Origin of the sequence: Bradyrhizobium sp. DN3, from assembly GCF_041357655.1 — a bacterium.
GTDB lineage: Bacteria > Pseudomonadota > Alphaproteobacteria > Rhizobiales > Xanthobacteraceae > Bradyrhizobium.
The window spans coordinates 168,650-188,449 of the sequence record NZ_JAULLN010000010.1 but is presented as its reverse complement, the minus strand read 5'-3'; the positions used below and the strand labels follow the sequence as shown (position 1 = coordinate 188,449).

Below are 19,800 nucleotides of genomic sequence, written 5' to 3'. Positions count from 1 at the left end.
TCCGCGGCCGTTCGTGTCTGATCGCCGGAGCCTTGGTTCCGGCTGATCTCAACTAGATCTGCTTGATGTCGACATCCTTGGTTTCCGGCAGGAACAGGAAACCGATCACCAGGCTCATCGCGGCAATGGCGACTGGGTACCACAGGCCGGAATAGATGTTCCCGGTAGCAGCCACGATCGCAAACACCGTCGCCGGCAGGAAGCCGCCGAACCAGCCGTTGCCGATGTGGTAGGGCAGCGACATGCCGCTGTAGCGGATTCGGCTCGGGAACAGCTCAACCAGCCAGGCGGCGATCGGCGCGTAGACCAGCGTCACGTAAATCACGAGAATCCAGAGCAGGACCGTCGTCATGACGTAGTTCATGTCGTTCGGATCGGCGGAAGCCGGATAGCCATGAGCCTTGATCGCTGCGGGCAAAGCCTTGGCGAAATCGGGCGAGGTGGCCGTAAGCGTCTGCTCGCCGATCTTGACCGTCGCCGCCGTGCCCTTCGGCGCATCCTGGTTCTGGTAGTTCACAGACAAGTTCACCAGTGCGGCCTTGGCGATGTCGCAGCCGGTGGTGAACTTCTCAGTGCCGGTTGCCTTGAACTGGAATGAGCACTCGCTGGGGTCGGCGATCACCGTCACTGGCGAGGCTGCCAGCGCGGCTTCGAGCTTCGGATTGGCGAAGTGGGTGATGCCCTTGAAGATCGGGAAGTAGGTCACCATCGCAAGCAGGAAGCCGGCGAGGATGATCGGCTTGCGGCCGATCTTGTCGGACAAAATTCCGAAGATGATGAAGAAGGGCGTACCCAGGGCGAGCGCAACCACGATCATGATCTGCGCCGGCACGGCCGGTACCTTCAGGGTCTGGGTGAGGAAGAACAGGGCATAGAACTGTCCGCCATACCACACCACCGCTTCACCGGCCGTGGCGCCAAACAGCGCCAAGATAGCGATCTTGGCATTGCTCCATTCGCCGAAGGCTTCGGTGAGCGGGCGCTTCGAGGTCTTGCCCTCTTCCTTCATGCGCTGGAACACCGGCGACTCGTTCAGGCTCAAGCGGATCCAGATCGAAACCGCCAGCAGGACGCCGGAGAGCAGGAACGGAATGCGCCAACCCCAATCGCCGAATGCCTCTTCGCCCATCGCGGTGCGGATGCCGAGGATCAGCAGCAGCGCCAGAAACAGACCGAGCGTCGCGGTGGTCTGAATCCACGACGTGTAATAGCCGCGCCGGTTCTGCGGGGCATGTTCGGCAACGTAAGTCGCCGCACCGCCATATTCACCGCCGAGCGCCAGGCCCTGGATCAGGCGCAGACCAATCAGCACGATCGGCGCGGCGAGGCCCCAGCTCGCATAGCCCGGTAGCAGACCGATGAAGAAGGTGCCGACGCCCATCAGCGTCATGGTGACGAGGAACGTGTATTTGCGGCCGATCATGTCGCCGAGCCGGCCGAAGATCAGTGCGCCGAAGGGGCGGACTGCAAAGCCGGCTGCGAAGGCGAGCAGTGCGAAGATGAAGCCGACATTCGGTGGCACGTTTGAGAAGAAGTATTTTGCCAGGAAGGCGCCGAGCGTGCCGTAGATGTAGAAATCGTACCACTCGAAGACGGTGCCAAGTGAAGAGGCGAAAATGACCTTTCGCTCTTCGCCAGTCATCCCTCGGGTGCGGACGGTCCCGTCCGCGGTCGCAGCCATGGTCATCAGTTTTCGCTCCCCAAACGGTTGTTTCGCAACCCGGCTGCTGTCGGAAAGCCGGGCGACCTGATCGTTAAGGTAACATCGCCGTGAAACCCTCCCCAATACGACTTTTGGCCTTGCGCACTGACGCGCAGCTGACGGTGCTGGTATCGGGTGCGGCGCGGCCGGACGAGATTGTGGATTAACCCCTTTGCAGCAAAGGGATAATGTGCACTTGCATGCCACGGCCGGGCAGGGAAGAATTGACCCGCCGCCGCATCGACTCGCCGGCCGGTCGCGAACGACAGCAAGAGAACGATGAACGCTCCCACGACCCATCTCGTCATTGCCGATGATCATCCCCTGTTCCGCGATGCGTTGCGACAGGCGGTGGCGGGCGTCCTGACCTCGGCCAGGATCGACGAGGCCGGATCGTTCGAGGATCTGACCAAGCTGCTGGAACAGACCTCCGACGTGGATCTGGTCCTGCTCGACCTCTCAATGCCCGGGATCTCCGGCTTTTCCGGCCTGATCTATCTGCGGGCGCAATATCCGGCGATCCCGGTCGTGATCGTCTCGGCCTCCGACGACAGCGCCACGATCCGCCGCTCGCTCGATTTCGGCGCCTCCGGTTTCATCCCGAAGCGGTTCGGCGTCGAGACGCTGCGCGACGCCATCCTCAAGGTGATGGAAGGCGACGTCTGGGTTCCCGCCGACACCGATCTGTCGGCCGCGTCCGACCCCGACATGACCCGCCTGCGCGACCGCCTGGTGACGCTGACGCCGCAACAGGTCCGTGTCCTGATGATGCTCTCGGAGGGCCTCCTCAACAAGCAGATCGCCTACGAGCTCGGCGTCTCCGAGGCCACCATCAAGGCGCACGTCTCGGCCATCCTGCAAAAGCTCGGCGTCGAGAGCCGCACCCAGGCCGTCATTGCCGCCGCGAAGATCGCCGGCGGCCAATGGAAGCAGGGCACTCCGACGGGGTGAGCCGCGGCGGCATGCGCTGAGCGGCCATCGAGGCCGTCTCGACATCAAGCATTTGTATTCGCCGCCCAGCTGCACATCAGATCATCTTGGCGCGGTTTGCGTGATCGTATCCTTTTGCTACAACCTTGGCGTTGTTGGCTGCAAAGATACTCTCGGGGCATGGATGTGAGGCTGGAACGGATTGCGCAAGACCTTGTCCAGTGTGTTCCACCTCCCGACTGGATCGATCACCAGCCTTACCGAAGCGAGATTCCGGATACGGACGTTTCCTGCGTCGTCGGCGGGCTCTGCCGGTTGCTCTATGATTCGCAGGTTGATCTGCGCCATTCCGAGCAGGCTTGGCATCACCGTACCGTCCAGCGGGTTCTGACGCGGGAGGGGGCAGAACGCGCCGCCCATGTGGTCGTCGAGTTCGATCCCGGCTACCAGCACATCGACGTCCACTTCGCGCGGGTCTTGCGTGGTGCCGAGGTTATCGATCATGCCAAGGCCGATGCTTTCCAATTGCTTCGGCGCGAAACCAATTTGGAACGGCTCATCTTCGACGGGCGCTTGACTGCATCGTTGCTGATTCCGGATGTGCGGATCGGCGACATCGTCGACCTCGCGGTCACCGTCTATGGCAACGTTCCGGTCCTGGGGCGACGCCACGCCGCGTGGGTTGTCTTCGATTCTTTCAATCCCTGGTTCGAGCACCGGCACAGGCTTCTGCGGCCGCTGGAGCGGAATGTCACCGCTAAGACCTTCAACGATCCACCCGCACCGGCTGTTGCCGTGGATGGACAGACGGAGGATGTCCGCTGGCAGATGATGATCGGGCAGGAGCGTCGCGCCATTGAGGGGCTGACGCCGTCTTGGGAGCTGCTGCGGCCGACGCTTCAGTTCAGCGAGTTCGAGAGCTGGAACGACGTCGCAAGCCTTCTTGCACCATTCTATGAGGGGGCCGAACTTCCGCCTGCGCTTGCCGAGGAGGTCGATCGCCTCGCGGCGGCGCATCCGGAGCCCGATCGACGTGCTGTCGAGTGGTTGCGCTTCGTGCAGCGGGAACTGCGCTATTTTGCATTTTCGTTGGGTGAGGGCGGGCTGACGCCGCGCGCCCTCGACACGATCTGGAGCACGCGCTTCGGTGACTGCAAGGATGCGGCAACCCTTTATGTCGCCGGCGCCCGGCGGATGGGGCTGGACGCCTGCGCGGCCCTGGTTTCGACGACACATGGTAACTCCCTGAACCGGTTTCTCCCGAGTTCGGCCGTGTTCGATCACTGCATCGTTCGCCTGCGGTTGGATGCGAGGACCTACTGGCTCGACCCGACAGCCAATGTTCAGTCGGGTACTCTCAAGAACGTCTTCCAGCCGCATATCGGATGGGGACTCGCGCTGTCGCAAGAGACAGTGGGGCTGGAAGAACTCGGGGCCGGTGCGGCTCTTCACATCCTGCATTGGGAAGACGACATCACGGTTGGATCCAAGGTGACCTCTCCGGCCATCGTCAGGCGCAAGATCGACTATTCCTTCTGGGCCGCGGACGCGATACGGAATCGCTTCGCCAATGATGGCCCAAGCGCATTTGCCCAGGCCATGCTGCGAGATTTGCAGGAAGTCTTGCCCGGCGCCACCGAGCTCGCTCCGATGGAGATTCAGGACGACAAGGATCGCAATACAATCACGTTGAGTTTGAACTACGAGGTTCGTGATTGCTGGAAGCCCGCCGATGACGGGTCACAGCTGAAGCTTGTGGTTTCCCGCGCATTGGGCGGCGAGCTGCAACCTCTTCCGGGCGAGCGCCGCGAGGCCGACATTGCGCTCGGTCGTCCTCGCAAGATGACGGGATTCATCCAGCTGAACATGCCGAGACGTTGGCGTGGCGACGGTTGGTTGTATCGGCTCGAAGCACCCGCTGTGAGTTTCATCGACCGATCATTGGTCAATGGGCGAACGGTAACGGCATCGCAAGAACTGGTGATTGATGCTTGGTCGCTCGCCGGCGCCGAAGTCCAAGCCTACAACGAAATCGCGAAGAAGCTTCGGGAAAACCTGTTCATCCTCACAGGCCGCGAGCAGTTCGGCAGGATTCGACAATGGTTGAGTCTAAAGGCGCGTTTCCTGTTCGCCCTTCGCCTGATTTGGTATGTCGTATGGGGTGGTTGGGTGCTGATCTTCCTGATCAGTATCCTGTTTTCCCGGCGGTGATCATTGGATGCAATCCACGGTCCGGTTGCCATCTTCGCCGTCCATCCTTCGAGGCTCCCCATGGGAGGCATTGCGTCCCATGCCTCGTACCTCAGGATGACGGAGCTTGACACCGTACGCCTCTATGAAGTCTGCAGTAGGCTGTTGGCCGCCGTGATATCCGCGGTCTCCGAGCCCTCGGCGAAGCCTTCGAGCGCCAATTGAAGCAATGGCCTTGCTTCCTCGCGCCGGTCGCGTTCGACAAGGAATTCAGCAAGATCGATTGCCGCGCGCAGTTCCCAGGCTTTCGCGCCCTTGCTGCGGCTGAGCTCCAGCGATTGCATGAGGCAGGCCTCTGCGTCCCCGATCTGCGGCTCTGGCAGGTGCAAGCGGACCCTGCCCTTCATCCGCAGCAGCTCCGGCATGTAGAGATGATCGCCGCTTTGCTCGACGAGGCGGATCGCATCATCGACCAGGCGCGCACTCTGCTCGATCTGTCCGAGTGCCAACAAGCCCTGAACCATCGCGATGTTGAAGGTCGTGGTGAGCAGCTCGTAGCCGGCATCGTGGAGCTCGCGCAGACAAGCCCTGATCGTCTCGACGCCGGCGGCGGCGTTTCCCCGCCGGATTGCCAGCTCGCCTTTGACACCTCGGCCGACCGCGAGGTACGGGCCCATCGAGCGCGATTCGGCGTGTGCGATGAAGCGGTCGATGTTCGCTTCCGCGCCGTCGAGATCTCCGTTCCAGAGGTCGATCGAGACCGCCCAGATCAGCGCGATGCAGAGCGTGATGGGATGATCCATCTGCGCGGCTTCGGTGACCGTCTGCCGCGCCAGCTGCTGCGCCTGCGCGGGCCGGCCCTGCAACCAAAGCTCTCGTGCGAGCGAAATGCCGGCCCGGTTGCGATGATCGAAGCCGTAGACCGTGCTGATCCGTTCCGTGCCAGGCCCCTGCCAGGCGGCCTCCAGCATCGTCAGCGCATCGCGATGCTCGCCGGCCAGATGCAGCGAGACGCCCAGAAGCGAATGGGCGAGTGCGATCGAGGCCGCATCGCCGAGCGCCTCGGCGACGGCAAGGCTCTGCCGGGCGTAACCGAGCGCGGCGTCGAACTCTCCCATCCGCTCGTGGAAGATATGCATGCGGCCGAGCAGCTGAAGCCGGTTGATCTCGTCGCCGCGCGCCTTCGCGATCGCAAGGCTCCGACTCAGGGCGGCGCGCGCCGCTTCGCTGCCGCCCCGCGTGAACATCAAAGTGAGGCCGAGGGCAGCCTGGATGTGCATTTCGTCGGCGTTGCCGCGCGAGGAGGGATCGATCGCAAGCAGCGCCCGTTCCGACCAACGCCGGCATTCGATCAGGAGCGACATTGCGAGGAAGATCGGTGCCGCCGCCGCGACGAGCGCAATGCCGATACTGGCGTTGCCGTCCGTGCCGAAGCACCAGTCCAGCGCTGCGCGCACGTTATGAAGTGCGGAGAAGTGGATCGCCCGTTCGTCGGCGCTCGGCGCCATGGCCCATGTCGAGCCCGCCTGCTCCAGCCATTGCCGATAGTAGATGGCATGACGTGCGGCGAGTTCCGCGTCGTTCGGTTCGATCTCGAGCAAATAGGCGCGCGTGGTGTCGAGCAGGCGGTAGCGCATCATTGCGCCGATCGGTCGCGGCGCGACCATGGACTTGGCGACGAGGCTGTCGATGGCGTCGAACAAGTGGGAGCGATCGACGCATTCGTCCGGGACGACCTCGAGCGCGGCGTCGATGGTGAAGTGCCCGGCGAACACCGCAAGCCGGCGCAGCACCAGGCGCTCGGTGTCGGACAGGAGCCCGTAGCTCCAGTCCAAGGTCGCCCGCAACGTCTTCTGTCGCGGCGGCGCGGTGCGCTGGCCCTGCCAGAGCAGATTGAGGCGCTCGTCGAGCAGCATTGCCGTCTGCTCCAGGCCATAGGCTTCGACCCGGCCGGCGGCGAGCTCGATCGCCAGGGCCATGCCGTCGAGCTTGCGGCAGATCCTTGCGATGATCGCGGCATTGGCATCGTCGAGCGCGATCTGCGCGCCGCTGGCGGTGGCGCGTTCGAGGAAGAGTTGAAGTGCGGAATAGGTCCGCGCTGCAGCGACCGTGAGTTCGGAGCCGTCCGGCGGAACGGCGAGCGGCGCCAATCGATAGACCTGCTCGCCCTCGACGCGCAGGGCTTCGCGGCTTGTGGCCAGAATATGGACATGCGGCGCAGCGTGGAAGATCTCCGCAGCCAGCGGCGCCACAGCGGCGATGACGTGCTCGCAATTATCGAGGATCAGCAGCATCCTCTTGTCGTGGAGATGCGCGAGCAGCGCGGGCAAGGGATCGTCGGTCTGCGCCGGCAAGCCCAGCATCAGCAGGATCGAGGTGATCACGAGATCGGGATCGCTGAGCGCGGCAAGATCGACGAAGTGAGCGGCATCGGCGAAGGTCTCGAGCAGGTCGTGCGCGATCGCGATCGCCACGGCAGTCTTGCCGACGCCGCCGGGGCCGGCGATCGTGACGAAGCGCGAGGCGATGAGCTTGTCCGAGACGGCGGCGATCGCATCGTCGCGTCCGACCATCCGTTGCAGCCGGTTGGGCAGCTTCACCGGCGACAGGCCGCCCTGCGGTGCCGGGCGACGCTCTGGCGGGATGATTGTCTGCGAGATCGGCGCCACGAAGCAATAACCGCGGCCGGATAGCGTGGTGATGTAGCGTGCGCCGTCCTTGCCGTCGCCGAGCGCCTTGCGAAGGGCTGCGATGTGAAAGCGCAAACTGGCTTCTTCAACGGTCAGGCCGGGCCACACCAGCGCCATCAGATCCCACTTGCTGACGACATCATTCGGTCGCGACATCAGCGCGATCAGCATGTCGAAGGCTTTCGCGCCGAGCGGCAGCGCGACGCCGTCGCGCGTCACCAGCCGTTCATGCGGCGTCACGGTGAATGGCCCGAACGATAGGGCTCCCACCGCAGACCCGGCCGGTTCAGTCATGGCGAAATCCTGATCCTTTCCAGGGGGCCCGATAGCAGATGGTTGCGATCGGGCAAGGCGTCTCCCTGCATCGGCATCAGACCTTGGATGCAGGCCTTTGTGAGGCGCGCGAACTGAGGCCTCACAACTTCTCACAACTCCAAACGGGTGTGCTGCCGCAGCCGCTGCTAGTCAGTTGCGCGACGGCAAGGAGAGCGTCATGACGCAAGCGGCAAAATTGGTTTACACGGCCAAGACACACACCAGCGGCGGTCGACACGACGGCATGTCGCGCAGTTCCGACGGTCGCCTCGACGTCAAGCTGTCGCCGCCGGGCAGTACAGGCATCGGCACCAATCCCGAACAATTGTTCGCGGCCGGCTGGTCGGCCTGTTTCGAAGGCGCGATGGAGATCGCCGCGCGCAAGCGCAAGATGGATCTTCCCAGGAAGTGCGCGATCGATGCGGAGATCGATCTCGTACTCGACGAGGGCGCCTACTCGCTGAGGGCGCGCCTCAATGTCAGTCTGCCGGGTCTCGATCGCGAGATTGCGCGCGGCATCATCGATGAAGCGCATCAAACCTGCCCCTATTCCAAGGCCGTCCGCGGCAACATCGACGTCACGGTCGCGCTGATCTGACGCAGCATCATCTACCCCAAAGGGAGCACCACCATGAAGCAGATCATCGACCGGCATCGCCGCCAGTTCTTTGGCGTTGCCGCGGGAACCGTTGCCATTGGTCTTGGCGTGATCGACCTCGCCCGCGCCGAGACGGAAGCGCCACGATCTTCCGCAACGAATGCGTCCTTCGGCACGATCAAGCAGATCGATGCCGGCGTTCTCAGCGTCGGCTATGCGGAGGCGGGTCCCTCGAACGGTCCCGTGGCGATCCTGCTGCACGGCTGGCCCTACGACATTCACGCCTTCGTCGATGTCGCGCCGATCCTGGCAAAGGCCGGCTATCGCGTGATCATTCCTTATCTGCGCGGCTATGGCACGACGCATTTCCTCTCCAGCGAGACGCCGCGCAACGGCGAGCCGGCTGCGATGGCCGCGGACATCATCGCGCTGATGGACAAGCTCGATATCAAGAAGGCCGTTGTCGCTGGCTTCGACTGGGGCGCGCGCACCGCGGACATCGTCGCCGCGCTGTGGCCGGACCGCTGCCGCGCGCTGGTGTCGGTCAGCGGCTACCTGATCTCCAGCCAGGCCGCAGGCAATGCACCATTGCCGCCGCAGGCTGAACTGCAATGGTGGTATCAGTTCTATTTCGCGACCGAGCGCGGCCGCGCCGGATACGAGAAGTACACGCACGATTTCGCCAGGCTGATCTGGAAGCTCGCCTCGCCGCAGTGGAAGTTCGACGACGCCACCTTCGATCGAAGCGCGGCGGCGCTCGACAACAAGGATCATGTCGCGATCACGATCCATAATTACCGCTGGCGGCTCGGGCTCGCCCAGGGCGAGGCGAAGTACGAGCATCTCGAAAAGAAGCTCGCGGCAGCTCCCATCATCGACGTGCCGACGATCACGATGGAAGGCGACGCCAACGGCGCGCCGCATCCCGACCCGAGCGCCTATGCCAAGAAGTTCTCAGGCCGATACGAGTTTCGCCTGATCACCGGCGGCATCGGCCACAATTTGCCGCAGGAAGCACCACAAGCCTTTGCCAAGGCGGTGATCGACGCCGACGGCGCTTGAGTATCTACCAGGACCTCGGTCCAGCCAGGCTGGACCGAGGATCGCCCCGTTGCACCCAGCTCGATGAAACGTCATGACGCCATCCGAACCTGAAAAGAAGAAATCTCCCTACGCCACGATGATCGCGCTCGCCGTGGTCGTCCTCGTTATTCTCCTGACCTGCGCGCCGTATCTCGTCACGATCGCCTCCGCGGACGGGCCGGCGGAACGCAGCGCGGCGGACGCCTCGCCGATCTTCGGCGTCACGATTCCACCGGGCTACAAGCAGTGGGAGCTGATCGCGCCGGCCGAAGAGGCGGCGCCGCTCGACGAGCTTCGCGCCGTGGTCGGCAACCAGACCGCAATCGACGCCTATCAGGCCGGAAAGCTTCCGTTCCCGGACGGCTCCATTCTGGTCAAGCGCGCCTGGAAGCGCAAACAGTCCCCCGAGTTTGCGTCCGCGACGATTCCCGGCGCTGCCACCACGGTCCAGGTGATGGTCAAGGACTCCAAAAAATACGCCGCCACCGGCGGCTGGGGGTTTGGCCGTTTCATCGACGGCAAGCCGGTCGACGCCGCCCAGCATCGCACCTGCTTCGCCTGCCATGAAGCGCGCGCCAAAGGACGCGATTACGTCTTCACGCGGCTGGCACCCTAACCGGAAGACCTGCTGGCCATCGCAAGCAAGGCTGCTTCACTCCGCCGCCACCATCTGCTGCGTGCGCCACTGGCCGAGCAGGGCGCGGAGCGAGGCTGGCTTCACCGGCTTGTTGAGCACGGCGATCTTCTCGTCGCGCGCAGCTATTTGCACGGCGGGGCTGCGATCGGCGGTGATCAGGATGGCGGGGATGCCGTCGCCGAAGCGGCGGCGGATGTCGCGGATGGCGGCGATGCCATTGCCGCGGTCGAGATGATAGTCGACGAGCAGGCCGGTGACGCGCCGTCCGGCGGCCTCGATCGCGGCGATCGCGCCCTCGGGGTCGGCGACCGCGATCACCTCGGCGTCCCAGGCCTTCAACAGCGTGCGCATGCCGTCGAGTATCGCTGCATCGTTCTCGATGCACACGATCAGCGCGCCCGAGATCGGCGTGTGTGCCAGCGGCGTCGCGCTGGTCACGGCCGCGGTGTGGGTGATCGCCTTCGCCGTCGGCACCGTCACCGAAAATACCGAGCCGCCGCTTGCATTGCCGTCGATCGCAATGCCGTGCTTGAGCACGCGCGCCAGCCGCTCGACGATCGAGAGCCCCAGCCCGAGGCCACGCGCGATTCGAGCGCCCTGCTCCAGGCGGTGGAATTCCTTGAAGATCTCGGCGCGCTTGACCGACGGGATGCCGACGCCGGTGTCGTAGACGCAGATCTTGAGCGAGGCGCCGCGGCGGCGGCAGCCGACCAGCACGCGCCCCCGCGGGGTATACTTGATCGCGTTGGAGATCAGGTTCTGGAGCAGGCGCCGCAGCAGGAGCCGGTCCGACTCGACAGGCAGCGAGCAGGGCACGAAGGCGAGCTCAAGGCCCTTGGCGCGCGCGATCGGCGCGAACTCGATCTCCAGCGAGCGCATCAAATCGGCCATCTTGAAGCTCGAGATCGAGGTCGTCATCGCACCGGCATCGAGCCTGGAGATGTCGAGCAGCGCACCGAGGATTTCCTCGATGGCCTGCAGTGACTCGTCGATGTTCTCGACCAGCCGGGTCTCCTCGCCATTGTGCTGGCGCTCGACAAGGCTGGTGATGTAGAGCCGCGCCGCGTTCAACGGCTGCAGAATGTCGTGGCTGGCGGCGGCGAGGAAGCGCGTCTTGGAGATGCTGGCATCCTCCGCCGCGCTCTTGGCCAGCGCCAGCTCCGAGTTCAGCCGCGTCAATTCCTCGGTGCGGTCGCGGACGCGCTTTTCCAGCGTCGCATTGGCACGCTCCAGCGCTTCCGCCGCCTCGAAGGTGGGCGTGACGTCGGTGAAGGTGATGACGAAACCGCCGCCGGGCATGCGATTGGTGAGCACCTCGATCACCATGTGGCGCTCCGGCAGGCGTTCGAGATACGGCTCGCTGTCGGTGGTATAGGCGACCAGCCGCTGTTCGATCATCGCCTCGCGGTCGCCCGGCTCGGGCGGATCGCTCACGCCCATGAATTCCAGGATCTCACGCAAGGGCGTACCGAACTGGATGAAATGCGGGGGGACGTTGAGCAGATCGCCGAACTGCCGGTTGGAGCAGATTAGTTGCAGATCGGCATCGAACACCGCGATGCCTTGACGCACATGGTTGAGCGCGGTCTGGAGGATCTCGCGGTTGAAATGCAGCGCCGCATGGGAATCGTCGAGCAGTTTCAGCGCGGCCTTCGCCGATACGGTTCGTTTGCGCAGGAGCAGCGACATCACGAGCCGCGAGGAAGCTGCGCCGATCGAGGACGCGATCAGGTGCTCGGCGTGCTGCAACAGCTCGAAATCGGCGGGCGCCCCGGACTCCAGCCGGACATTGCGCCGCGCCGAGAAGGCCTCGAACGAATGGCGGGCGCGGTCGGGCCCGAGATATTGCGCCACCGTGGTCTGGATATCCTGCACGGTGACGGTGGTGCGCCAGCGGCGGAAGCTCGGGGAGATTGGCGCGAGCGTGTTGGGGACAAACAGATCGGCCTGCACCAGCTCGATCGAAGACGGTCGGCGCGCCAGCGAGAGGAGCACATAGGTGAGGATGTTGAGCGACAGCGACCAGATGACGCCGTGCATCAGCGGCGGCAGATCGGCGCCGAACAGCGCCTGTGGCCGCAGCGCCTCGATTCCGAACGGTCCGTGCTGGAGCAGCAGGATGCCAGTCGTCGAGGTATCCATGAAGCTCGGGATGAACAGCGTGTAGAGCCACACCACGAAGCCGACCAGCATCCCGCCGATCGCACCTCGCGCCGTCGCCCGCCGCCACAGCAGCCCGCCGAAGAAGCTTGGTGCAAGCTGGGCGATGGCGGCAAAGGACAGCAGACCGATCGCTGCGAGCTGGGTGTTGCCGAGCGCGCGATAGTAGAAATAGGCCATCACCATGATGGCAAAGATCGCAAGTCGCCGCGAGCGCAGCAGGAAATCGCTGAAATCGGCGCCGCCGGTTCGTCCCTCCGGCCGTCGTTGCAGCACCAAGGGCACCACGAGGTCGTTCGAGACCATGATGGAGAGCGCGACGCATTCGACGATCACCATGGCGGTCGCCGCCGACAGTCCGCCGACGAACACGGCGACGCTGAGCAGATTCGCGCCGCCCTCGATCGGCAAGGCCAGCACGTACATATCGGGGTCGGCCGTGCCGAACGGGAAGCTGACGAGGCCGGCCAGCGCGATCGGGATCACGAACAGATTGATGGCGACGAGATAGAGCGGGAACAGCCAGCGCGCGCGGCCGACCTCGGCGTCGGATGAATTTTCCACGACGCTGACGTGGAACTGGCGCGGCAGCATCATGATCGCGCACAGCGACAGCAGCGTCATGGTCAGGAAATTGCCGATCGACGGCGAGTAGTTGATGGCGCGCACCGCCTCCGGCGTCTTCATGGCGCGCTCGATCAGTTCCTGCGGCGAGAACATCCAGAAAGTGACGAAGATGCCGGCGGCGAGGAAGGCGACCAGCTTGACGATGGACTCGGTCGCAACCGCCAGCATCAGGCCGTGCTGGTGCTCGGTGGCGTCGGTGTGGCGGGTACCGAACAACACCGCGAAGGCCGCCATCGCCAGCGTCACCATCAGTGCCATGTCGCCGAGGATCGGGATGTGGGAGAAGGCCTGATCTTCGCTCAGGATCGTGCCGAGCGAGGAGGCCACCGCCTTGAGCTGGAGCGCGATATAGGGCACCGAGCCGATGATGGCGATCAGCGCCACGGTGGCCGCCACCGCCTGGCTCTTGCCGTAGCGCGCGCCGATGAAATCGGCGATCGAGGTGATGTTGTGGGCTTTGGCGAGCTGGATCACGCGCCGGAGCACACCGGCGCCGAGCCCGATCATCAGGATCGGACCGAGATAGATCGCCAGAAAGTCGGTCGAGGTGCGGGTGGCGAAGCCGACCGAGCCGAAGAAGGTCCAGGAGGTGCAGTAGATCGCCAGCGACAGCGGGTAGATCAGCCCGGAGGCGCGGCCAGGCCCGGCCGGCGAACGGCGGTCGCCGTGGCTCGCCACCAGGAACAGAAAGCCGATGTAGCCGAAGGCGGCGGCGATCACGCCCCAGTCGTGCAGCATGGCGAGCGCGCTTCTCCCTGGGCGCTGGCAGCGCCCGCTCTCATTTTCCCAGCAAATCTAGCGCGTTGAGAGGTCGCAAGCGACAGCGAAATGCCCGGTGGGGCCGGGAACTGGGGTTGTCGTTAAGCCTTAGCGCCAGCGTCCGGCCCTCACCCTCCCCTGGAGGGGGAGGGTCGATCGCGCGCAGCGCGAGCGGGGTGGGGTGATCTTTCCACACGGGCAGCGTTCGAGGTGGAGAGACCGTCACCCCACCCCGTCTCACATTTCGCTGCGCTCAATGTGCGCCGACCCACGGGCGAGCTACGCTCGTCCCGGACCCCTCCAGGGGAGGGTGAAAGGAGCGCCTACTCCGCCGCCAGCGACTTCTGGCGCAGCGGCAGGCCGAGACGATCCCACACTTGCAGCAGAGCCTCGGCCAGCTGATCGATCAGCCCGTCATCGTGATAGGGCGAGGGCGTGATGCGCAGCCGCTCGGAGCCCTTGGCGACGGTCGGATAGTTGATCGGCTGGATGTAGATACCGTGCTGCTCGAGCAGCAGGTCCGAGGCCTGCTTGCACTTCTCGGGATCGCCGACGAACAGCGGCACGATGTGGGTGTCGCTCGACATCACCGGCAGGCCGGCGGCATTGAGGATCGCCTTGACGCGGGCGGCGCGGTCCTGGTGGCGCTCGCGCTCCCAGTTCGAAGTCTTCAGATGCTTGATCGCGGCGGTTGCGGCCGAGCAGATCGCCGGCGGCAGCGCGGTGGTGAAAATGAAGCCCGGCGCATAGGAGCGCACGGCATCGATGATCTGGCCGTTGGCGGCGATATAGCCGCCGAGGCAACCGAACGCCTTGGCCAGCGTACCCTCGAGGATGTCGATGCGATGCATGACGCCGTCACGCTCGGCAATGCCGCCGCCGCGCGGGCCATACATGCCGACCGCGTGGACCTCGTCGACATAGGTCATCGCGCCATATTTCTCGGCGAGGTCGCAGATCTTGGCGAGCGGAGCGACGTCGCCGTCCATGGAATAGAGGCTCTCGCAGACAATCAGCTTCGGCCGATTCGGGTCGGCCGCCTTCAACAGCTCTTCGAGATGAGCGAGATCGTTGTGGCGGAACACGACCCGCTCGCAGCCGGAATGGCGGATGCCCTCGATCATCGAATTGTGGTTGAGCTCGTCGGACAGAATGAGGCAGTTCGGAATGAGCTTTGCGATGGTCGGGATGCCGGTCTGGTTCGAGACATAGCCCGAGGTGAACAGCAGCGCGGCTTCCTTGCCGTGGAGATCGGCGAGCTCGGCCTCGAGCTGCACCAGCGGATGATGCGTGCCGGCGATGTTGCGGGTGCCGCCGGCACCGGTGCCGACGCGGGTTGCGGTCTCGACCATGGCGCCGACCACCTTCGGGTGCTGGCCCATGCCGAGATAATCGTTGGAGCACCAGATCACGACGTCGCGCTTGCCCTTGGGCGAGTGCCAGACCGCGTGCGGGAACCGGCCGGCCGTGCGCTCGAGGTCGGCGAACACGCGGTAGCGCCGCTCGGTGTGGAGACGGTCGAGGGCGGAACTGAAGAACTCGTTGTAATCCATCGGCAAAACCTGCAGCGGAACTCGGCCCAAGGCGGCCGTCCAATTTTTAGAGCTTTTCCAGCTCCGATGTCCATGCGCCTGCGCACATTTGCGGCAAGGCGCGCGTGCCAATTGATAACGCCGGTCCGGCGGCGATTGTTGATTTGGATCAACCGTCTAGCACAGGCCTGCCGGCCGGGACTGGCACCCGGGGGAGGGCAAGGGCTGCCTTGGACATTTTGTCCATGATGCGGCTCCGTCCATGATTGCGGAGCCGGTCGCGCCGACGTCATAGCCTCGCCCCGGTGCGGGGCGCGGGTCGGTCGTGCCGACAGCTCATGCGAAAGGACGCCCCGATGAAACGTGTGATGATCCTCAACGGTCCCAACCTGAACCTGCTCGGCGTGCGCGAGCCGCACATCTACGGCACGACGACGCTGGCGCAGATCAACGCGAGCTGCGAGGCGGCCGCCGCAGAGCTAGGGCTCAAGTTGGCCTTCCACCAGTCCAACCATGAGGGCGTGCTCGTCGATTGGATTCAATCGGCGCGGCAGGATGCCGAGGCCATCATCATCAATCCCGCCGGCTTTTCCTTCACCTCGGTGGCGATCATGGACGCGATCAAGATATTCGAAGGCCCGGTGCTGGAAGTCCACATCTCCAACATCCACGCCCGCGACGAATATCACCGGCACTCGAAGATCTCCTTCGTGGCGACCGGCGTGATCTGCGGGTTGGGCCCATACGGTTATATCGCGGCGCTGCACGCGATCGCGAATATGAAGTGAGTTTGTTGCTGCGGCGACGGTCTGCTCCCTCGCCCCGTTCTTATGGGGAGAGGGTTGGGGTGAGGGGCCGCTCCGCAATCACGGTGAGAGTCGGACTCGCGGAGACTCCCCCTCACCCGCCACGCTTCGCGTGTCGGCCTCTCCCCGCAGGCGGGGAGAGGCGAAAAACTCACGTCGTCCTGAACCGCAAAACGCCGTCTTGCGTCTCCGCCGTCAGCCGGCCCTCGACGATCATGTAGTTGACATGGGCGACCAGTTCGCCGGCGGCAAAGCCCATCTGGTGCTCGTCCAGCACATGCTTGTTGAACACGACCGGCACCAAGGCGCGCGAGGTCTGCGGCACCTCGCGGCAGGCCTCCGCGATCAGGCGGCAGCGCTCCTCGTGGTGATCGGCAAGCTGCTTGATGCGGGTCTTGAGCCCGTAGAACGGCACGCCGTGGCCGGGCAGCACCAGCACGTCATAGGGGAGCGTCGTGGTGAGGCTGGCCAGCGAGGCCAGATATTCGCCGAGCGAGTTCTGGTCGGGCTCGACCGCCCAGACGCTGACATTCGGCGAGATCTTGCTCAGCACCTGATCGGCGGAGAGGAACAGCTTGTCATCGGCGCAATAGAGCATCACCTGGTCGAGTGCGTGCCCGCCGCCGGTGATCACCTTGAAGCGGCGCGAACCGATCACGACGTCGTCGCCGTGGGAGATGCGGCGGTAGGACGGCGGCAGCACCGAGACGCGCTTGAGATAATCCTGGCCGCGTCCGAGCAGTTTTTCGGTGAGCGACTCGTCCATGCCATGACGGCGGAAGAACAGCCGCTGCGCCTCGCGCCGCTCTTCGGTGCCGCGGTTCTGATGATAGACCGATTGCAGATATTCGACCTGCGACATCACCAGCGGGCAGTTGAACCGTTCGACGATCCACCCGGCGAGACCGACATGATCGGGGTGCGAGTGGGTGACGATCAGGCGCGTGATGTTGATGCCCTTCAGCGGCCCGTCGAACAGTTTTGTCCAGGCCTCGACCGTCTCCTCGTTGCCGAAGCCGGCATCGATCATCGCATAGCCGTCGCCATCGGCGAGCAGGTAGATGTTCACATGGTTGAGGCGGAACGGCAGCTTCAGCCGCGCCCACAGCACGCCGGGCCGCACCTCGACCACTTCTTCGGGGCCGGGATGCTGTTCCCAGGGGTAACGCAGAGCCTCGGCCGAGGACTGCGCGGTGTCGGTTTTCGAGTTCATGCTACCGGCTTAACCCCGCCGCGCGCGGGGCGCCAGCCGAAAAAGGACGCGAGGCGGCCGCCGCATAGCGGTCATTCCGATGGTTTTCCGCGATGTGGGACAGTCGCGCCCGGAGCTCGGTTACCTCTCCCGCTTGCGGGGGAGGTCGGCGCGAAGCGCCGGGTGGGGGCTCTCTCCTCGCGGGACATTCCCAGTGAGCTGCGAACTGTCCCATTGCGAAGGCACCCTCACCCCAGCCCTCTCCCGCAAGCGGGAGAGGGAGTGCAGCCCCGATGTGGCCGGCGTCCTTACGCCGCCCGCATGTTGTTGAGGAACGCGTCGATCTCCCCGCGCAGCATGTCGGCCTCGCGGAGCAGTGCGTCGGAAGCGCCCAGCACTTCGCTCGCCGCAGCGCCCGCTTCGGCGGATGCCGTGGAGACGCCGACGATGTTGCTGGAGACCTCGCTGGTGCCGCCGGCAGCGTGCTGGATGTTGCGGGCGATCTCGCGGGTGGCGGCGCCCTGTTGCTCGACGGCCGCCGCAATCGTCGTGGTGACGTCGTTGATCTCGCCGATGATCCGGCCGATGCCCTGGATGGCGCCGACCGCCGAGGTCGTGATCTCCTGCATGCTGGCGATCTGGGTGCGGATCTCCTCCGTCGCCCTGGCGGTCTGGCTCGCGAGGCTCTTCACCTCGGAGGCGACCACTGCGAAACCGCGGCCGGCCTCGCCCGCGCGTGCCGCCTCGATGGTGGCGTTGAGGGCGAGCAGATTGGTCTGCGAGGCGATGGTCTGGATCAAATCGACCACGACGCTGATGCGGCTCGCGCTGTCGGCGAGGCTCTGCACCGTGGTGTCGGTGGCGCCGGCCTCGTCGACCGCCTTCTTGGCGATCTCCGCCGAGGTCACCACCTGGCGGCTGATCTCGGCGATCGAGGACGACAGCTGCTCGGTGCCGGCCGAGACGGTCTGCACGTTGACCGAGGTTTCCTCCGCGGCGGATGCGACCGCGTTCACCAGCGCGTTGGACTGGTCCGCGGTGTTCGACATGCTCTGTGCGGTCGATTGCATCGAATTGGCCGACTGCGCGAGATTGTCGAGCGCGGAGCGCACCGTGCTTTCGAACTCGGCGATCTTCGCTTCCATGCGCGCCGCACGCTCGGCTTTCGCGACACGATCCTTGTCCTGCTCGCTGGCGAGCGCCCGGGCTTCGATCATGCTGTCGCGGAACACGTGAAGCGTGTCGGTCATCGCACCGATCTCGTCATTGTGCTTCGCGCGTGCGATCTCGGTGTCGAGATCGCCGGCCGACAGCAGCTGCATGGCGCGCTGCAGGCCGCTGATGCGGCGCAGGATGTTGCGGCCGACATAGAGCCAGACGAACAGCGCCGAACCGACAAGCATCATAGCGCCAAGGGCGATCATCGCCGTTGTCGCAAGCGAAATCTCCTGGCGGGCCTGGAAGGTCGATGCGTTGGTCTCCTTCTGCACGCCGTCGACGAGCTGCTGCACGCTGATGCCGAGGCCGACATTGAGCTTGCGCGTCTCGTCCAGGATGGTCTGGCCGTAATCGACGGAGTCGAGCTCCTTCTCACGCAAATTGAATACGCCGGTCTTGCCGGTGCCGAGCGCGAGTAGCTTTTCCGCCGTCTCGCGCAGCATCTTGGTGCCCTGATTGTTCGGCAACAAATCGAGGTTGGACCGCAGGCGTCCCTGCGCCGTCTTGAATTCCTTCTGGATGTCGTCGAGCTTGTCGGCCGTGTTCGCCGACAGTGCCGCGCTCATGTCGGCGGCTGCGAGATTGCCGCTGGCAACGACGTTGCCGAGCTGCCCGACGGTCTGCGCGGCTTCGGTGGCATCTTCGGCGGAGAGGTTGGCCGACCCGAGAATGGCGTTGACCTGGGTCTGGGCGTTCAGCATGGCCGGACTGGCTGCGCCGACGAACGCGCTCTGCGCGCTGCGCAGGGCGTCATATTGCTTGTCATGCAGGGCGGCGATATCCAGCCGCTCGCGGGCGGCCTTGGCCAGACTCTGGGCCGCCTCGTTGATGCTCTTGATGGTCTCGCTTAACCCAGAGACGACTGTCTTGTCAGCGCCGAGCTCGATGATCTCGTTGAGTTTCTGCTGTGTCTGCTCCTGCAATTCCTTCAGCTTCTTGGTGCGCTCGTTTAGGGCGTCTTCGGTTTGGGCCGCAAGCAGGGCAGGTCCCTGTGCCGCAAGGCTCGCGCTCAATGCCGACAATTGCAGGCTCGCGGCAAGGCGCGGAATGTCCCGCCCGCTCAGTTCGGTCATGCGCCCACCGAGATTCTGCAGCACCAGGCCGGCGCCGGCCGAGATCACGAGGCCCATGCCGGCGATCACGGCGAAGGCCGCGAACAGGCTGCCGCGCACGCCCCATTTCGGCAGTTTGAAACGCGGCTTGAATCGGCCGAGACTGAGACGGATCGCCATCGAAATTCCCCCACGCCCTTGCTTCTGTTTTGTGGCCGGGAGTATCGGGCACGCCGGTTAAAAAATCGCAATTTGTGCAATCGGTTGCGTGCGTTCCGCAGAGCGAAAAAAGAAGGGCCGGCAACATCG

12 protein-coding genes are annotated in these 19,800 nt (G+C 64.5%); 6 read left to right on the top strand and 6 right to left on the bottom strand.

Going from position 1 to position 19,800, the window contains the following annotated elements; genetic code table 11:
• Positions 1–52: 52 nt before the first annotated feature.
• Positions 53–1,642, bottom strand: coding sequence for an MFS transporter (locus tag AAE027_RS17230; protein ID WP_438110512.1), 1,590 nt, complete (start codon positions 1,640–1,642; stop codon positions 53–55).
• A gap of 339 nt (positions 1,643–1,981) precedes the next feature.
• Between AAE027_RS17230 and AAE027_RS17225 the strand changes: the two genes are divergently transcribed.
• The gene (locus tag AAE027_RS17225) at positions 1,982–2,653 is read left to right on the top strand and encodes a response regulator (RefSeq protein WP_091885267.1); all 672 of its coding nucleotides are present in this window, start codon (positions 1,982–1,984) and stop codon (positions 2,651–2,653) included.
• 159 nt (positions 2,654–2,812) lie between these two features.
• Complete coding sequence (locus tag AAE027_RS17220; protein ID WP_370987825.1) at positions 2,813–4,843, top strand: DUF3857 domain-containing transglutaminase family protein; 2,031 nt, start codon at positions 2,813–2,815, stop codon at positions 4,841–4,843.
• Positions 4,844–4,965: 122 nt separating this feature from the next.
• On the opposite strand, the gene AAE027_RS17215 is transcribed toward AAE027_RS17220, so the two are convergent.
• Complete coding sequence (locus AAE027_RS17215; RefSeq protein WP_370987826.1) at positions 4,966–7,806, bottom strand: ATP-binding protein; 2,841 nt, start codon at positions 7,804–7,806, stop codon at positions 4,966–4,968.
• 199 nt (positions 7,807–8,005) lie between these two features.
• Between AAE027_RS17215 and AAE027_RS17210 the strand changes: the two genes are divergently transcribed.
• From AAE027_RS17210 to AAE027_RS17200, 3 genes are all read left to right on the top strand, one after another.
• On the top strand, positions 8,006–8,425 hold the full coding sequence (locus AAE027_RS17210) for an organic hydroperoxide resistance protein (protein ID WP_370987827.1): 420 nt from the start codon (positions 8,006–8,008) through the stop codon (positions 8,423–8,425).
• Positions 8,426–8,458: 33 nt separating this feature from the next.
• Positions 8,459–9,487 (top strand): alpha/beta fold hydrolase, encoded by a 1,029-nt coding sequence (locus AAE027_RS17205; RefSeq protein ID WP_370987828.1) that lies wholly within the window; start codon positions 8,459–8,461, stop codon positions 9,485–9,487.
• A gap of 73 nt (positions 9,488–9,560) precedes the next feature.
• Positions 9,561–10,124, top strand: a complete 564-nt coding sequence (locus AAE027_RS17200; protein WP_370987829.1) for a cytochrome P460 family protein — start codon at positions 9,561–9,563, stop codon at positions 10,122–10,124.
• A gap of 36 nt (positions 10,125–10,160) precedes the next feature.
• Here the strand turns inward: AAE027_RS17200 and AAE027_RS17195 are convergent, their stop codons facing one another.
• Both AAE027_RS17195 and hemA read right to left on the bottom strand, forming a co-directional pair.
• Positions 10,161–13,670, bottom strand: a complete 3,510-nt coding sequence (locus AAE027_RS17195) for a PAS domain-containing hybrid sensor histidine kinase/response regulator (RefSeq protein WP_370987830.1) — start codon at positions 13,668–13,670, stop codon at positions 10,161–10,163.
• Between the two features lie 344 nt (positions 13,671–14,014).
• Positions 14,015–15,244 carry a 5-aminolevulinate synthase gene (gene hemA, locus AAE027_RS17190; RefSeq protein ID WP_370987831.1) on the bottom strand — a complete coding sequence of 410 codons (1,230 nt, stop codon included), beginning with the start codon at positions 15,242–15,244 and terminating at the stop codon, positions 14,015–14,017.
• Between the two features lie 335 nt (positions 15,245–15,579).
• On the opposite strand from hemA, the gene aroQ reads away from it, so the two are divergent.
• A complete protein-coding gene (aroQ, locus tag AAE027_RS17185; RefSeq protein ID WP_091885287.1) occupies positions 15,580–16,011 on the top strand; it encodes a type II 3-dehydroquinate dehydratase in 432 nt (143 codons plus the stop codon).
• Positions 16,012–16,180: 169 nt separating this feature from the next.
• Here the strand turns inward: aroQ and AAE027_RS17180 are convergent, their stop codons facing one another.
• On the bottom strand, positions 16,181–17,242 hold the full coding sequence (locus AAE027_RS17180; RefSeq protein WP_370987832.1) for an MBL fold metallo-hydrolase: 1,062 nt from the start codon (positions 17,240–17,242) through the stop codon (positions 16,181–16,183).
• A gap of 287 nt (positions 17,243–17,529) precedes the next feature.
• Complete coding sequence (locus AAE027_RS17175) at positions 17,530–19,671, bottom strand: methyl-accepting chemotaxis protein (RefSeq protein ID WP_370987833.1); 2,142 nt, start codon at positions 19,669–19,671, stop codon at positions 17,530–17,532.
• Between the last annotated feature and the right edge of the window lie 129 nt (positions 19,672–19,800).

Coding starts and splice junctions, on each gene's coding strand:
- AAE027_RS17230 (WP_438110512.1), bottom strand. CDS start 1,642: ATGACTGGCGAAGAGCGAAAGGTCATTTTCGCCTCTTCACTTGGCACC.
- AAE027_RS17225 (WP_091885267.1), top strand. CDS start 1,982: ATGAACGCTCCCACGACCCATCTCGTCATTGCCGATGATCATCCCCTG.
- AAE027_RS17220 (WP_370987825.1), top strand. CDS start 2,813: ATGGATGTGAGGCTGGAACGGATTGCGCAAGACCTTGTCCAGTGTGTT.
- AAE027_RS17215 (WP_370987826.1), bottom strand. CDS start 7,806: ATGACTGAACCGGCCGGGTCTGCGGTGGGAGCCCTATCGTTCGGGCCA.
- AAE027_RS17210 (WP_370987827.1), top strand. CDS start 8,006: ATGACGCAAGCGGCAAAATTGGTTTACACGGCCAAGACACACACCAGC.
- AAE027_RS17205 (WP_370987828.1), top strand. CDS start 8,459: ATGAAGCAGATCATCGACCGGCATCGCCGCCAGTTCTTTGGCGTTGCC.
- AAE027_RS17200 (WP_370987829.1), top strand. CDS start 9,561: ATGACGCCATCCGAACCTGAAAAGAAGAAATCTCCCTACGCCACGATG.
- AAE027_RS17195 (WP_370987830.1), bottom strand. CDS start 13,670: ATGCTGCACGACTGGGGCGTGATCGCCGCCGCCTTCGGCTACATCGGC.
- hemA (WP_370987831.1), bottom strand. CDS start 15,244: ATGGATTACAACGAGTTCTTCAGTTCCGCCCTCGACCGTCTCCACACC.
- aroQ (WP_091885287.1), top strand. CDS start 15,580: ATGAAACGTGTGATGATCCTCAACGGTCCCAACCTGAACCTGCTCGGC.
- AAE027_RS17180 (WP_370987832.1), bottom strand. CDS start 17,242: ATGAACTCGAAAACCGACACCGCGCAGTCCTCGGCCGAGGCTCTGCGT.
- AAE027_RS17175 (WP_370987833.1), bottom strand. CDS start 19,671: ATGGCGATCCGTCTCAGTCTCGGCCGATTCAAGCCGCGTTTCAAACTG.